A 14,720-nucleotide genomic window follows, 5' to 3' on the forward strand; every position below is an offset into this window, starting at 1 on the left:
ACTTGCTCACCTGACGGTTAGACTGCACTATCCGGGTTTGAACAAAAGGAGCCACTATGGAACTGCTCGAAGAACACCGCTGTTTTGGCGGTTTACAACAGCGCTGGCGTCACGACTCCCGCGTGCTTAACTGCCCGATGACCTTCAGCATCTATCTCCCGCCCGACGCGCAGACGCCGCCGCCGGTGGTGTGGTGGCTGTCCGGGCTGACCTGTAGCGATGAGAATTTCACCACCAAAGCGGGCGCGCAGCGGGTCGCCGCTGAGCTGGGGCTGGCGCTGGTAATGCCGGATACCAGCCCGCGCGGCGACGCGGTGGCGGATGATGCCGGTTACGATCTCGGCAAAGGCGCAGGCTTTTACCTGAACGCCACCGAAGCACCGTGGGCCGCGCATTACCGGATGTTTGATTACCTCAGCGAGGAGTTACCGAAGGTGCTGGCGGAAAACTTTACGCTGGCACCGAAGGCGGCGATTAGCGGACATTCGATGGGCGGCCACGGCGCGCTTATCATGGCGCTGAAAAATCCGGGGCGTTTTAGCTCAGTGTCGGCGTTTGCGCCGATAGTGAACCCGGCCGGGGTGCCGTGGGGCAAAAAAGCGTTTGCCGCGTATCTGGGTGATGACGAGAGTCAGTGGCGCGCGTGGGACAGCTGCGCGCTGATGGAGCAGGCGTCTGCGGAAAACGCGATCCCGACGCTTATCGATCAGGGCGACAATGATCCGTTTTTCGGCGAGCAGCTTCAGCCGGAGCGGCTTGACGAAGCGGCGCGCGAGGCGGGCTGGCCGTTAACGTTGCGTATGCAGCCGGGTTACGACCACAGCTACTATTTTATCGCCACGTTTATTGAAGAGCATTTGCGTTTCCACGCGCAGCATCTGCGTTAACAGAGTGTGGTGGGTGTGATTCAAAGGTCGTAATGCGGTACGCGGTGGGTGCGCTGCGCTTACCCACCCTACGATAAAGGTGCGACAGGTATGTAGGGCGGGTAAGCGCAGCGCACCCGCCGTCCCCCAGAAAAACCCCATAAAAAAGGGCGCTTTACGCGCCCTTTTCTTTATTTCTTCAGATGCTCAGGGAATTCCATATCGCGGTAACGCACGAAACGGGAGCCCTTCACCAGCTTGTAACCAAACCAGATAATCAGGAACAGCGGAATGCCAATATAGGTGGCCGCAACGGCTGCCCAGTCGATGGTGTCCGCAAGGAACGCCTGATAGTTCTGGCCGAGCGTAATAATCAGGCACAGCACAAAGGCGAAAATCGGGCCCAGCGGGAAGAAGCCGGAACGATACGGCAGATCGTTAATGTCATTGCCCTGCAACACATAGCCGCGACGGAAACGGTAATGGCTGATGGCGATACCCAGCCAGGCGATAAAGCCCGTCATGCCGGAGGTGTTCAGCAGCCACAGATAGACCGTTTGGTTACCAAACATTGACGTCAGGAAGCACAGACCGGCGATAACCGTCGTCGCGTACAGCGCGTTGCGCGGCACGCCGCCTTTCGACAGCTTCGCGAAAATGCGCGGCGCTTTGCCGTCACAGGCGAGCGTATAGAGCATACGCGTGGAGGCATACATCCCGGAGTTACCCGCAGACAGCACCGCCGTCAAAATCACCGCGTTCATAATCGCCGCTGCGCCCAGCAAACCGGCATGCTGGAACACCAGCGTAAACGGGCTGACGCTGATATCTTTCACGTCGTTACGCAAAAGGCTCGGATCGGTGTACGGAATAATCAGGCTGATAATCAGAATCGCGAACACATAGAACAGCAGGATACGCCAGAACACCTGACGCACCGCGCGCGGAATGTTTTTCTCCGGCTCCTCGGATTCACCCGCCGCGATGCCGATAAGCTCGGTGCCCTGGAAGGAGAAGCCGACAATCATCGCCACGCCTATCATCGCCGAGAAACCGCCCGCGAACGGCGCATCGCCGATAGCCCAGTTGCTCCAGCCGGCCGGCGCTGCCCCTTTGAAAATACCGACGATCATCGCGACGCCCACCAGGATAAAGATAATCACGGTGGCGACTTTGATTAATGAGAACCAGTATTCCGCTTCGCCAAAGCCTTTCACGGAGATCACGTTCAGCAGGAACATGATGCCGAGGAACAGCGCGCTCCAGATCCAGCCGGGCGTGTCCGGGAACCAGTAGCTCATCACCAGTTGTGACGCCACGAGGTCAACCGCGATGGTCACCGCCCAGTTGTACCAGTAGTTCCAGCCGAGCGCGAAGCCGAAGCCTTCTTCGACATATTTCTGGCCGTAAGTAGAAAACGAGCCGGAGACCGGCATATAGGCTGCCAGCTCGCCGAGGCTCGTCATCAGGAAATAGACCATCAGACCGATGAGAATATAGGACAACAGCGCGCCCCCCGGGCCCGCCTGAGAAATGGTCGCACCGGAAGCGACAAAAAGTCCTGTGCCGATGGAGCCGCCAATGGCGATCATGGTCAGGTGGCGCGCCTTCAGTTCGCGACGCAGCGCAGGCGCTTGTGTGGTTTTAGATTCGGAAACCATATAAAAATAATGCCCATCCATCAAAAGAGGCGCGATTGTAGCAGAGTTGCCGCTAAGCGCCTGGTGGAAATACGCGGTTATAAGAGAGCTTCATGATCGCTCAAGGATTATAAGTAAAGCAGCGAATCGGGGCGTTGAGAGGAAAAAAACTGATAATGAGCGCGCCGTGTGACGCGCTCCGCGAAATCAGAGTTCGCAATAGCGCAAAAAACGCGCCAGCGCGCTGGAGAGATGTTTTTGACGGTGATGGATGCGGTAAAGCGTGCGCACCAGCGGCGGCAGCGGCACTTTCACTTCAACCAGCGAGCCGGTTTCCAGCTGCTCGGCGATCACCCGTCGCGACAGGCAGCTCACGCCAAGCCCGTGGCGCACCGCGTGTTTAATCGCTTCCGAGTTGCCAAGCTCCATGCTGAGGCGAAACTGCGGCAAATGTGACAGCAGCAGATAATCGACAATTTCGCGCGTGCCGGAGCCTTTCTCGCGCAAAATCCACGGCATGGCGGCGAGCCGTTCCAGCGTCACTTCGCCTTCCAGCAAGGGGCTTGCGGGCGAGGCGAACACCACCAGTTCATCCTCAAGCCACGGCTGCGCCACGATTTCTGCCATATGGCACGGCCCTTCGATAAGCCCGATATCCACGCGAAAATCGCACACCGCCTGCACCACGTCGAGACTGTTGCCGACGCTCATCTCCAGCGGCAGATCCGGAAAGTCGCGGCGATAGCGGGCAATGATTTCCGGCAGAATATAGTTGCCGATGGTGCTACTGGCGTAAACGCGGATAGCGCCATTGTCGTTGCGAAACAGCCGCTCGATTTCGCCCGCCTGCTCCAGCAGCGCCACGGTGCGCGGATATAACAGCCGCCCGTGTTCATTGACAACCAGCCGCTTGCCGACGCGGTCAAAAAGCTGCACGCCGAGCTGGCCTTCCAGATCGGTGAGCGCCGCGCTGACGGCGGACTGGGAGAGGGACAACATCTGAGAGGCCTGGGTCGTCGAGCCGCTTTTCAGGACTTCGGCGAACACTTCCAGCTGGCGTAAGGTGATGTGCATGATGACCTCGTGCGAACGCAACCGTGCTTACCACTTATTAAGATTAATTATAAATATATAATCAATTTTAATTTTATACCAGAACGGCATAAGCTTATTCCATAACAGGAGGACGCGATGACCACACTGACTTATTCCGAACGCCATCATGGGCTTATGCATTTCTTGCCGGGTCTGGCGCTGACCGGTTTACTCACCGCCGCCGCTATCTGGATCGGCGCGATTCCGGCCGTAGGTAACGCGGGTTTTAGCGCGCTGACCGTGGCCATTCTCGGCGGGATGATTATCGGCAATACGCTGTACCCGAAAATCCATACCCACTGCGACGGCGGCGTGCTGTTCGCCAAACAGCATCTGCTGCGCCTGGGCATTATTCTGTACGGGTTTCGTCTCACCTTCTGGCAGATAGCCGACGTGGGTGCCAGCGGCATTCTGGTGGACATTCTGACGCTCGCCAGCACCTTTACTCTCGCCTGCTGGCTCGGGCAGAAAGTGTTTAAGCTTGACCGTGAAACCAGCTGGCTGATTGGCGCGGGCAGTAGCATCTGCGGTGCCGCGGCGGTGCTGGCGACCGAGCCGGTGGTGAAAGCGCAGGCGAGCAAAGTCACCGTGGCGGTGGCGACGGTCGTGATTTTCGGTACGCTCGCGATTTTTGTCTACCCGCTGCTGTGGCCGTGGCTTTCGCCGTGGTTTAGCGAACAGACGTTTGGCGTGTATATCGGCTCAACGGTGCATGAAGTGGCACAGGTGGTCGCGGCAGGCCATGCGGTCAGCCCGGACACCGAAAACGCGGCGGTGATTGCCAAAATGCTCCGCGTGATGATGCTGGCCCCGTTCCTTCTGCTGCTGGCAGGCCGGGTAAAACAGCTCTCTCCACGCAATGGCGAGAAAGCGGGCAAGATTACCATTCCGTGGTTCGCCCTGCTGTTTATTGTGGTCGCGGCGTTTAACTCCCTGCATCTGCTGCCGCAGGCGGTCGTGCAGACGCTGGTGACGCTCGACACCATTCTGCTCGCGATGGCGATGGCGGCGCTCGGCCTTACGACGCACGTCAGCGCGCTGAAAAATGCCGGTGTGCGTCCGCTGCTGATGGCGCTGGTGCTCTTCGTCTGGCTGATTGTGGGCGGTGGCGCGATTAATCTCGCGGTCACGCATCTGCTGGCATAAAGCGGCACGCCTTTCCCTGCTCTGTCCGCTATGATAAAACGTTCCCCCTTTTGCGGGTATGACAGGAGAAAACGATGAAGTTTATAGGCGCGCACGTCAGCGCATCGGGCGGGGTGGCGAACGCCCCGGCCCGCGCGGCGGAAATTGGCGCGACAGCCTTTGCGCTGTTTACCAAAAACCAGCGCCAGTGGCGCGCGGCGGCGCTGACGCCTGCCGTCATCGACGAGTTCAAAGCCGCCTGCCGCAAGCATGGCTACGGCCCCGGTCAGATCCTGCCGCACGACAGTTTTCTGATTAACTTAGGCCACCCGGAGCCGGAAGCGCTGGAGAAATCCCGCGCGGCGTTTATCGACGAGCTGGCGCGCTGCGCGCAACTCGGCCTGACGCTGCTGAACTTCCACCCCGGCAGCCACCTTCAGCAGATAAGCGAAGAGGCGTGTTTGTCGCGCATCGCCGAGTCGGTAAATATCGCGCTCGATAAAACCGAAGGCGTGACGGCGGTGATTGAAAACACCGCAGGTCAGGGCAGCAACCTCGGTTTCCGCTTTGAGCATCTGGCGGCGATTATCGATCAGGTGGAAGACAAATCCCGCGTCGGCGTGTGCATTGATACCTGCCACGCCTTCGCCGCGGGTTACGATCTGCGCACCGAAGAAGACTGCGAGAAAACCTTCGCCGAATTCGACCGCATCGTCGGCTTTCAATATCTGCGCGGGATGCACCTCAATGACGCCAAAAGTACTTTCGCAAGCCGCGTCGACCGACACCACAGCCTGGGCGAAGGCAATATCGGCTTTACGCCGTTTCGCTGGATCATGCAGCAACCGCATTTCGACAACATTCCGCTGATTCTGGAAACCATTAATCCCGATATCTGGAATGAAGAAATCGCCTGGCTGAAGGCCCAGCAAACGGGCGGCGCGCAGGCGTAATTACGCCTCTCCCTCGCGGCGCGGCGCTTCAAGCTGCGCCGCAAGCCAGTTCAGCGAAGCCAACCCGGCGCGGGCGCTCTCTTCGGCGGGTGCCTGCTGCCACGTATCGCTGAACACCTCAAGCGACCACGGCCCCTGATATCCGCTCGCCATTAATGTGCGCGCGAAATCCACCACCGGCAGGCTGCCTTCGCCCGGATACGCGCGAAAGTGACGGCTCCACGCCTCCAGCGGTAAATCCTTATGCGGCGCATCGGCGAACTGCGTAAAAAAGATTTTCTCAGGCGCAATGCCCTTAAGCGCCAGCGTATCTCCGCGCGCCAGCACGTGAAAGCTGTCTAACACCAGGCCGAGCGCCGGATGATCCACGGCTCTCACCCGCTCCCAGGCCTGCGTATAGCGGTTCACATGGCGGCCCCAGGCGAGCGCCTCATACCCCACCCGCGCGTCAAACTCGGCCGCGATCTCCGCGAGGCGCGCTAAATCCTCCGTCTGCCGCGCCGGATCGGCGCTGCTGTCCGCCTCCAGATTGCTGCACACCAGCAGACTGCGGCAGCCCATTTCGCGCATCGTCTCAAACGTGCGGTACGCGCGCTCGCGCGTTTGCGGCCACGCCTCCTGCGGCACGCCGTCAACGTTACGCAGCGGCTGATAAAGAAAAATGGTTAAGCCCAGCTCGCGGCACAGCGTAGCCAGCCGCGCCGGGCTTTCACCCCACTCCGTGAAATCGGGTTCAAATATCTCGACGCCGTCGAAACCGGCCTGCGCGATGGCGCGCAGTTTTTTCGGCAGGGTTCCGGCGACACACAGCGTGGCGATTGAGCGCAGCACAGCGTCCTCCTTTAAGCGATACAAAAACTTAAGTGTTGACGCAAATGGCGCAGAGGGCAAAAAAGGCGTGTAACGGGGAGTGACAGAGGGGATAAAAAAACTCCCTGCCGGAGCAGGGAGTTATCAGCATCAGGCCGCTTTCGCCGCCAGTTCGCTTTCAGGACGCTTCAGGAAGGCATACACCAGCCCCGCCAGCAGCGAACCTGCCACAATGGCGAGCAGGTAGCCCAGCACCGGGCTGATAGCGCCCGGGATCAGCAGGACGAACAGACCGCCGTGCGGCGCCATAAGTTTCGCGCCAATCGCCATAGAGATAGCGCCAGTCAGCGCGCCGCCCACGATACAGCAGGGGATCACACGCATCGGGTCACGCGCCGCGAACGGGATTGCGCCTTCGGAGATAAAGCACAGGCCCAGCACCAGCGCCGCTTTGCCGCCCTCCTGCTGGCCTTTGTCGAATTTACGACGCGCCACCAGGGTAGCGATACCCATCGCCAGCGGCGGAACCATACCGGCCGCCATGATCGCCGCCATCGGCGCATAGACCTGGGAACTCAGCAGCCCCACGCCAAACGCATACGCCGCTTTGTTCACCGGGCCGCCCATATCGGTACACATCATGGCACCGAGGATAGCGCCCAGCAGGACGGCGTTCGCCGTACCCATGCCCTGCAGCCATGCGGTCAGGCCCGCCAGGATTTTAGCCACCGGCGTACCGATCACGTAAATCATCGCCAGACCCACAATCAGGCTGGAGAACAGCGGAATGATAAGGATGGGCTTCAGCGCCTCCATGCTCTGCGGCAGCTTCACTTTGCCGCTGATGGCTTTCGCCACGTAACCGGCCAGGAAACCGGCGATGATGCCGCCGATAAAGCCGGAACCGGTGCTGACCGCCAGCATACCGCCGATAAGACCCGGCGTGAGGCCCGGACGGTCGGCGATGGAGAACGCGATATAACCAGCCAGTACCGGCACCATCAGGGCAAACGCGGAGCCGCCACCGATTTTCATCAGCGCTGCCGCCAGCGTTCCTTCCTGTTTAAAGGCTTCGATGCCGAACACAAACGAGAGCGCAATCAGCAGACCGCCCGCCACCACCATTGGCAGCATATAGGAGACGCCGGTCAACAGATGACGGTACGGACCTGCGCCGCCCTGCTCTTTTTTATCGGTCGCCACGGTGCCTGCGCCTGCTGGCTGATACGGTTTGGCTTCCGCCACCGCTTTGTCGAATTCCTGCGCGGTTTTCTTCAGCGCCAGACCCGTTGAGGTGCGATACATCGGCTTCCCGGCGAATTTCGCCAGATCCACTTCGATGTCCGCCGCCACGATGACCAGATCCGCCTGCGCCACTTCTTCCGGCGTAATCGCGTTCCCCGCGCCGACAGAGCCGCGCGTTTCCACTTTCACCCACCAGCCGCGTTTTTTGGCTTCGGTTTCAATTGCTTCCGCCGCCATAAAGGTGTGCGCCACGCCGGTCGGGCAGGCCGTGACCGCCACAATGCGTTTCGGGCCGCTGGCGTTTACGCTTGCCGCAGGCGCGGCAGCGACAGGCGCGGTATACGCCTTCGCATTCGATTTCGCTTCGCTTAAAAACAGCTCCGGGTGCGCCACGGCGCGATTAATATCGCCGAGGTAAACCTTTTTGCCATTCAGGGATGCGTCTGCCGGTACGGCACTGCCGATAACAATCGCCAGTTCCGCATCGTTCGGGTTATCGGTTAATTCCAGCTGTGCTTTTTGCGCGGCGGCACCAAGCAGCGTTTTCGCCATATAAGCGCGGGCCTGTCCACACCCGGGCTCGATAATCAGCAGCGTTTTCATTATGCCTCTCCTGCTGTTAGTGGAAGGGTTTTAAGTCGACACGCGCCATCATTGCGGCCAACTGTGTCCTGTCGGTGATGCCGACGTTGCTCTGGCTGACCGCCAGCGCCGCCACCGCCGTTGCAAGACGTAGGGTATGTTCACTGGATTCACGCATCAGCAAGCCGTAGATCAGACCGCCAACCATGGAATCCCCTGCCCCAACCGTACTGACGACGTCACAGGACGGCGGTTTGGCGATCCATTCACCCGACGCGTTTACCCACAGCGCCCCTTCCGCGCCCAGAGAGATCACCACATGGGCGATACCCTGTTCGCGAAGCGCGTGAGCCGCCTCGATAACATCTTTGAGTTCCGGCAGCTTGCGGCCAGCCCAGATCTCCAGCTCGCGGCGATTCGGTTTCACCAGCCACGGCGCGGCTTTCAGCCCCGCGACCAGCGCCTCACGGCTGCTGTCGAAGATAATGCACGGACACTGGCTTCGCAGACGGGTCATCCAGTCGGTAAACGCTTCCGGAGAAACGCCCGATGGCAGGCTGCCGCTGACGCACACCATGTCGAACTGGCCAAGCCAGGTTAAGGAGTCATTAACGAAACGCTCCCAGTCGGCAGGCGTCACTTCAAAACCGGAGAAGTTAAGGTCGGTCACTTCGCCGTCTTTTTCCGTCAGTTTGACGTTAATGCGGGTACGGCCCTGCACCACCTGGAAACGGTTGGCGATGCCAAGTTCGCTGAACAGCTGCTGAAAGCCGTCCTGGTTATCTTTACCGAGAAAACCGCCCACGGTGACGTCGATACCTAAATCTTTGAGCACTTTGGCGACGTTAATGCCTTTACCCGCAGCGTGCAGGCCGGTGGTCCGCACGAGGTTAACTTCGCCGCGCTCAATCTCTGCGCAGTAACCTACCAGGTCATATGCCGGGTTGAGAGTAATAGTGGCGACACGTCTGCTCATGCTGCGCCCTCCCCGAGACCCGCGTTGATGGCTTCGCCGATGGCGTCCAGCGCCGCCTGCGCATCGTCGCCCTGTGCGGTAAAGCGCAGGCGATGGCCTTTCTTAACGCCGAGCGCCACGACTTTCATCAGGCTGCGGCCATTCGCCGGTTTACCGGTGCCGTCGAGGTTGGTGACGGTGACATCGCTATTGAACTGTTTGATGGTGTTCACAAGCACCGTGCCCGGACGAGCATGCAGGCCGTGCTCGTTACGCACGGTGAATTCGGCGCTCAGCACATCTTCGCCTGGCGCGTCATCGCTGGTCAGCAGCGTCAGCAGCGTGGCGGCGTCGGCGTTCAGCAGACGGTCAGCTTTGTTCGCGATCAGCAGTTCGCTGACGCGGCCCAGTACCTGCAGCGGCTGATCGTCAGCGACCGCGACCGTCAGCAGCAGGCCGACGTTTTCGCCATCCTGCGTGAACGGCTGCGCCGGACGGCTCACCGCGACCGCGCTGGCGAGGTTGCCCTGCGCGCTGTCAGCAAGCCAGACGCCCTGGCCGAGGTTCAGCGGTTTAGCGTTAATCACATGGCTTACGAACTCCGCATCCACCGCGCCCGCTTCGCTGAGACGACCGGCGTTCAGCGCCTGTAACGTCACAAGGCTCGTGGCCGCAACGTCAAGCGTGAGGGTGTCGTTGTCCAGTTTCATGCCCGCGCTTTGCTTCTCGCCCATCAGCAGCGCACGCAGCTCTTCGGCGGTGGTCGCGGTTTTCAGCTGTTCAGCAATCGCATCGTCGCTCAGCACATGGGTGAGCTGACGCAGCAGGCCTAAGTGTTCATCGGAGCTGGCCGCGATGCCGATAGCGACGTACGCTACCTGATCGTCGCCCCAGGCGACGCCCTGCGGGAACTGAAACACCTGGACGCCGGTTTTCAGCACCTGATCGCGCGTGTCCGTCGTCCCGTGGGGAATGGCGATGCCGTTGCCTAAGAAGGTTGAGGTTTGCTTCTCGCGGGCCAGCATGCCGTCAACATAACCGGCGCTGACGTTGCCCGCTTTCACCAGCGCGTCAGCAACCTGACGAATCGCGGCTTCTTTATCTCCGGCATGAGCGCCGGGATGGATATCCTGAACAGATAACTGGAACATGGTCTCCTCGCTTGCTGAACCCGAATCGTTTCAGCCGTTGTGAGAAAAAGAGCGTTGTCACGCCAAATGAGCAAAGCGAGACAACGCTGAAACGTTTCAAGAAAGTCTGCATTCTCCGCGCTCTGTGCGCAAGAAAAGCCGTTATTCACGTGTTGAATATTAGAGATCCCGCACATTTCACCCTTTAGTGAAACGCGGCGGGTGCCAGGTTCAGCTTTTTTCAGGGATGGTTCAGCTCGCTTCAGCAAAGCGGCAAAATGATTATGAAATGCTATTTTGATTTTTTGTGGCGTCGTGGCGTCGGGTTGCTGTTCAAATAATGACAAGAGGCGTAAACTCCGCCCCTTCTTTACCGATACTGCTTACGCTATGCAAAACGACTCCCTCGCGGCCCCGCGGCGTCCGCTCGATTTCACGTCAGCCTCGTTTCTGATCGTTGCTTTTCTCACCGGTATCGCGGGCGCGCTGCAAACCCCGACGCTGAGCCTGTTTCTGACGGAAGAGGTACACGCGCGTCCGGCGATGGTCGGCTTCTTTTTTACCGGTAGCGCGATTATCGGCATTTTCGTCAGCCAGTTTCTGGCCGGGCGCTCGGATCGCAAGGGCGACCGTAAATCCCTGATTTTCGCCTGCTGCCTGCTGGGCGCGCTGGCGTGCCTGTTGTTTGCCTGGAACCGCAACTATTTCATTTTGCTGTTTGTCGGCGTGTTCCTGAGCAGTTTTGGTTCTACCGCCAACCCGCAGATGTTCGCGCTGGCGCGCGAGCATGCCGATCGCACCGGGCGCGAGGCGGTGATGTTCAGCTCGGTGCTGCGCGCGCAGGTATCGCTCGCCTGGGTGGTGGGGCCGCCGCTGGCGTATGCGCTGGCGATGGGATTCGGCTTTCAGGTGATGTATGTCAGCGCCGCGGCGGCGTTTGTTCTGTGCGCGCTGATGGTCTGGTGCTTTTTACCGTCGATGCGCAAAGAACCGCTCGCGACCGCCGCGCCGCTGGAAGCGCCGCGCCGTAACCGGCGCGACGCGCTGTTGCTCTTTTCGATGTGTACGCTGATGTGGGGCACCAACAGCCTCTACATTATTAATATGCCGCTGTATCTGATTAACGAGCTGCGCCTGCCGGAAAAACTGGCGGGCGTGATGATGGGCGCTGCCGCCGGGCTTGAGATCCCGGTGATGCTGATTGCAGGCTTCTACGCCCGTAAATTCGGCAAACGCTTTCTGATGCGGGTCGCGGTGGCGGCAGGCGTGCTGTTTTATCTCGGCATGCTGACGCTGCACAGCCCGGCGCTGCTGCTGGCTTTACAGCTGCTGAACGCCATTTATATCGGCATTCTGGCCGGTATCGGCATGCTCTATTTTCAGGATCTAATGCCAGGCCAGGCGGGTGCGGCGACCACGCTGTACACCAACACCACGCGCGTGGGCTGGATCATCGCCGGGTCGCTTGCGGGCGTGATTGCGGAAATTCTCAACTACCACGCGGTGTTTTATGTGGCGCTGGCGATGACCGCAGGCGCGGTCTGGTGTTTGTGGCGCATTAAGGACGTTTAAGGCGCGGTCAGCGCCTCAAGGTGAATAAGAAAGGTCATCGCCTCGTGCCGGCTTTCGCCGCACATCTCTTTCGAAGGCTGAAGGCCGCCGCACACTTTCGGGCGCAGCGGCGAGCCGAACAGCTTACAGCGCAGGCGTTCGTCGAGCTGGACGCAGGGCGTATTGGCCGGTTTGCCGTCGGGCATGCCCGGGATCGGGCTTGAGATCGACGGTGCGGTGCAGCAGGCACCGCAGTCGGGGCGACATTCCATACATTCTCCGTGACGACGCTCAGGCGTCGGTCAGTGTTTTTTCAGGCAGCAGCCGGTAGTCTGCCACCTCGCCCTTCTTTTCCAGCCCGATGACCTGGTAACCGTTGCGGACAAGCAGCTTCAGCATGGCCCCGATTCATAGCCGAGCGTAAAGCCCACCGGCTCTGCACCGTCATACGCCACCAGCGCGCAGGCGACGCGCTCGCCGATACGCTGGCGGATAGCCTGCGCAGCATGCAGGCCGGCGAACTCCGGGATCAGCCGATAAACGGTAGCCGTTTCTTCAGGCAGGACATGACGGATGGAAATCGGCATGGCGGCTCCTCGCGTGAAAGGCGGGCATTGTAGCGTTTTGCCTCGCCGGGTACAGCACTGATGTCGAAAAACTCACCGCGCGGGACTTTTTCGGTACGTCTCGCAATGTACGTAATTCCGCTTGCCTGGCGCGTGCCTCGCGAGTAACTTGTCGCGATATTTTGCATATTCCAGCTTAACAGGACACGTCGATGCCAAGAGCGAATGAAATTAAAAAAGGTATGGTGCTGAATTACAACGGCAAACTGCTGATTGTGAAAGATATCGATATTCAGTCGCCGAGCGCGCGCGGCGCGGCTACGCTGTACAAAATGCGCTTCTCTGATGTCCGTACCGGGCAGAAAGTGGAAGAGCGTTTTAAAGGCGACGATATTCTGGACACCATTACGCTGACCCGTCGCTTTGTCGATTTCTCCTATGTCGACGGCAACGAATATGTCTTTATGGATAAAGAAGATTATACGCCGTATACCTTTACCAAAGACCAGATTGAAGAAGAGCTGCTGTTTATGCCGGAAGGCGGTATGCCGGACATGCAGGTGCTGACCTGGGACGGCCAGCTGCTGGCGCTCGAACTGCCGCAGACGGTGGATCTGGAAATCGTCGAAACCGCGCCGGGCATCAAAGGCGCCTCCGCGAGTGCCCGCTCCAAGCCTGCCACGCTCTCTACGGGCGTTGTGATTCAGGTGCCGGAATACCTGAGCGCCGGTGAAAAAATCCGCGTGCATATCGCCGAGCGCCGCTATATGGGCCGCGCCGAGTAATCGCCGCCCTGAGAAAATACAAAGCCCCGCCAGTGCGGGGCTTTTTTTATGGCGGTGCTGACGGTTACAGCAAATCCGGGAACAGTACTTTTTTCAGCGCCAGCTCCACACCGCGCACTTCCGCAAGCCCTTTCAGGCGGCCAATCGCCGAATAGCCGGGGTTGGTTTTCTTGCGCAGATCGTCAAGCATCTGGTGACCATGATCCGGACGGAACGGGATCGGGCGCAGATCGCCTGCTTTTTTACGGCGTTGCTCTTCGGTCAGAATCGCTTTTACCACCGCGACCATATCGACGTCGCCATACAGATGCGCGGCTTCATGGAAAGTTTTCGGGTTCGCCTCGCGGCAGGTGGAGCGCAGATGCGTGAAGTGAATGCGATCGGCGAAGGTTTCCACCATCCGCACCAGGTCGTTGTCCGCCCGCACGCCGTATGAGCCGGTGCACATGGTGAAACCATTATGAATGCTGTCGACGGTCTCTTTCAGCCACTGCATATCTTCAATGGTGGAGACAATGCGCGGCAGACCGAGGATCGGGCGCGGCGGATCGTCCGGGTGGACTGCCAGGCGCACGCCCGCTTCTTCGGCCACCGGGACAATCGCTTTCAGAAAATACGCCATGTTGTCGCGCAGCGCGGCCTTATCGATATGGTCATATTCGCTCAGGCGGGCGCGGAACTGATCCAGCGTATAGCCCTCTTCTGCGCCCGGCAGACCGGCGATGATATTGCGCGTCAGCGTCTCAATCTGCGCCTCGCTCATGGCGCTGAAATAGTCCTGCGCCTGGCGCTGTTCATCGTCGGTGTAATCATGACGCGCGCCGTCGCGCTTTAAGATATGCAGTTCAAAGGCCGCGAAGGCGATGTGATCGAAACGCAGCGCTTTTGAGCCATCCGGCAGCGTGTATTCCAGATCGGTACGCGTCCAGTCAAGGATGGGCATGAAGTTGTAGCAGACGGTATCGATGCCGCAGGCCGCCAGATTGCGGATGCTCTGCTGGTAGCTTGCGATGTAACGATCGTACTGGCCGGTATGGGTTTTGATATCTTCGTGCACCGGAATACTTTCGACCACCGACCAGGTCAGGCCTTTCTGCGCCAACTCCGCCTGACGTTTTTTGATCTCCTCTACCGGCCAGACTTCGCCGTTGGGAATATGGTGCAGCGCAGTGACGATGCCGGTCGCTCCGGCCTGTCTGATGTCGTCCAGCGAAACCGGATCGTTCGGCCCATACCAACGCCAGGTTTGTTCCATCGCCCTCTCCTTAAAAAGTTGTTATACCAATATCACTAACCTCTATGATGACTACCATACATGTTTACCCTGAGCCGTCAAACCACATGCTGCCCGCTATTGATCCAGCTCACAAACCCCGGATATTTACGGCACACCAATTCAATTTGTTGTCATATAACT

At 59.3% G+C, this 14,720-nt stretch carries 13 protein-coding genes and 1 pseudogene; 5 read left to right on the forward strand and 9 right to left on the reverse strand.

Going from position 1 to position 14,720, the window contains the following annotated elements:
* Positions 1 to 56 precede the first annotated feature (56 nt).
* On the forward strand, positions 57 to 887 hold the full coding sequence (fghA, locus tag G9X48_RS08605) for an S-formylglutathione hydrolase (protein WP_038880019.1): 831 nt from the start codon (positions 57 to 59) through the stop codon (positions 885 to 887).
* A gap of 170 nt (positions 888 to 1,057) precedes the next feature.
* Here the strand turns inward: fghA and G9X48_RS08610 are convergent, their stop codons facing one another.
* Positions 1,058 to 2,527, reverse strand: a complete 1,470-nt coding sequence (locus G9X48_RS08610; RefSeq protein WP_032968931.1) for an amino acid permease — start codon at positions 2,525 to 2,527, stop codon at positions 1,058 to 1,060.
* A gap of 186 nt (positions 2,528 to 2,713) precedes the next feature.
* The gene (gene yieE, locus G9X48_RS08615) at positions 2,714 to 3,580 is read right to left on the reverse strand and encodes a DNA-binding transcriptional regulator YeiE (RefSeq protein ID WP_007851261.1); all 867 of its coding nucleotides are present in this window, start codon (positions 3,578 to 3,580) and stop codon (positions 2,714 to 2,716) included.
* Between the two features lie 117 nt (positions 3,581 to 3,697).
* Here yieE and G9X48_RS08620 point away from each other — a divergent pair, with 117 nt between their 5' ends.
* Together G9X48_RS08620 and nfo are read left to right on the forward strand one after the other, a co-directional pair.
* Complete coding sequence (locus G9X48_RS08620) at positions 3,698 to 4,747, forward strand: YeiH family putative sulfate export transporter (protein ID WP_038880017.1); 1,050 nt, start codon at positions 3,698 to 3,700, stop codon at positions 4,745 to 4,747.
* Positions 4,748 to 4,821: 74 nt separating this feature from the next.
* A complete protein-coding gene (gene nfo / locus G9X48_RS08625) occupies positions 4,822 to 5,679 on the forward strand; it encodes a deoxyribonuclease IV (RefSeq protein WP_038880014.1) in 858 nt (285 codons plus the stop codon).
* Here nfo and G9X48_RS08630 read toward each other — a convergent pair whose 3' ends face one another.
* The 4 genes from G9X48_RS08630 to fruB form a co-directional block, all read right to left on the reverse strand.
* A complete protein-coding gene (locus tag G9X48_RS08630) occupies positions 5,680 to 6,510 on the reverse strand; it encodes a sugar phosphate isomerase/epimerase (protein ID WP_038880011.1) in 831 nt (276 codons plus the stop codon).
* Between the two features lie 129 nt (positions 6,511 to 6,639).
* A complete protein-coding gene (gene fruA / locus G9X48_RS08635; RefSeq protein WP_007869388.1) occupies positions 6,640 to 8,337 on the reverse strand; it encodes a PTS fructose transporter subunit IIBC in 1,698 nt (565 codons plus the stop codon).
* A gap of 16 nt (positions 8,338 to 8,353) precedes the next feature.
* On the reverse strand, positions 8,354 to 9,292 hold the full coding sequence (fruK, locus tag G9X48_RS08640; protein WP_004387452.1) for a 1-phosphofructokinase: 939 nt from the start codon (positions 9,290 to 9,292) through the stop codon (positions 8,354 to 8,356).
* Complete coding sequence (gene fruB, locus G9X48_RS08645; protein ID WP_007869392.1) at positions 9,289 to 10,422, reverse strand: fused PTS fructose transporter subunit IIA/HPr protein; 1,134 nt, start codon at positions 10,420 to 10,422, stop codon at positions 9,289 to 9,291. The genes fruK and fruB overlap by 4 nt, the downstream gene beginning before the upstream one ends.
* Positions 10,423 to 10,791: 369 nt before the next feature.
* On the opposite strand from fruB, the gene setB reads away from it, so the two are divergent.
* Positions 10,792 to 11,973: a sugar efflux transporter SetB gene (gene setB, locus G9X48_RS08650; RefSeq protein WP_054625897.1), complete on the forward strand. Its 1,182-nt coding sequence runs from the start codon at positions 10,792 to 10,794 to the stop codon at positions 11,971 to 11,973.
* On the opposite strand, the gene G9X48_RS08655 is transcribed toward setB, so the two are convergent.
* Together G9X48_RS08655 and G9X48_RS08660 are read right to left on the reverse strand one after the other, a co-directional pair.
* A complete protein-coding gene (locus G9X48_RS08655; RefSeq protein ID WP_004387449.1) occupies positions 11,970 to 12,224 on the reverse strand; it encodes a YkgJ family cysteine cluster protein in 255 nt (84 codons plus the stop codon). The genes setB and G9X48_RS08655 overlap by 4 nt on opposite strands.
* Positions 12,225 to 12,243: 19 nt before the next feature.
* Positions 12,244 to 12,539, reverse strand: a pseudogene (locus tag G9X48_RS08660) (hypothetical protein).
* Positions 12,540 to 12,730: 191 nt separating this feature from the next.
* Here G9X48_RS08660 and yeiP point away from each other — a divergent pair.
* Entirely contained in the window at positions 12,731 to 13,303 is a 573-nt protein-coding gene (yeiP, locus tag G9X48_RS08665; protein ID WP_004387446.1) for an elongation factor P-like protein YeiP, read from the forward strand.
* 64 nt (positions 13,304 to 13,367) lie between these two features.
* Here the strand turns inward: yeiP and uxuA are convergent, their stop codons facing one another.
* On the reverse strand, positions 13,368 to 14,558 hold the full coding sequence (gene uxuA / locus G9X48_RS08670) for a mannonate dehydratase (protein ID WP_007869399.1): 1,191 nt from the start codon (positions 14,556 to 14,558) through the stop codon (positions 13,368 to 13,370).
* Positions 14,559 to 14,720 lie beyond the last annotated feature (162 nt).

The sequence above is a fragment of the Cronobacter sp. HA18006 genome, assembly GCF_011605445.1.
Lineage (GTDB): Bacteria > Pseudomonadota > Gammaproteobacteria > Enterobacterales > Enterobacteriaceae > Cronobacter > Cronobacter sakazakii.

Coding starts and splice junctions, on each gene's coding strand:
- uxuA (WP_007869399.1), bottom strand. CDS start 14,558: ATGGAACAAACCTGGCGTTGGTATGGGCCGAACGATCCGGTTTCGCTG.
- fruK (WP_004387452.1), bottom strand. CDS start 9,292: ATGAGCAGACGTGTCGCCACTATTACTCTCAACCCGGCATATGACCTG.
- G9X48_RS08655 (WP_004387449.1), bottom strand. CDS start 12,224: ATGGAATGTCGCCCCGACTGCGGTGCCTGCTGCACCGCACCGTCGATC.
- nfo (WP_038880014.1), top strand. CDS start 4,822: ATGAAGTTTATAGGCGCGCACGTCAGCGCATCGGGCGGGGTGGCGAAC.
- fruA (WP_007869388.1), bottom strand. CDS start 8,337: ATGAAAACGCTGCTGATTATCGAGCCCGGGTGTGGACAGGCCCGCGCT.
- fruB (WP_007869392.1), bottom strand. CDS start 10,422: ATGTTCCAGTTATCTGTTCAGGATATCCATCCCGGCGCTCATGCCGGA.
- fghA (WP_038880019.1), top strand. CDS start 57: ATGGAACTGCTCGAAGAACACCGCTGTTTTGGCGGTTTACAACAGCGC.
- yeiP (WP_004387446.1), top strand. CDS start 12,731: ATGCCAAGAGCGAATGAAATTAAAAAAGGTATGGTGCTGAATTACAAC.
- yieE (WP_007851261.1), bottom strand. CDS start 3,580: ATGCACATCACCTTACGCCAGCTGGAAGTGTTCGCCGAAGTCCTGAAA.
- setB (WP_054625897.1), top strand. CDS start 10,792: ATGCAAAACGACTCCCTCGCGGCCCCGCGGCGTCCGCTCGATTTCACG.
- G9X48_RS08610 (WP_032968931.1), bottom strand. CDS start 2,527: ATGGTTTCCGAATCTAAAACCACACAAGCGCCTGCGCTGCGTCGCGAA.
- G9X48_RS08620 (WP_038880017.1), top strand. CDS start 3,698: ATGACCACACTGACTTATTCCGAACGCCATCATGGGCTTATGCATTTC.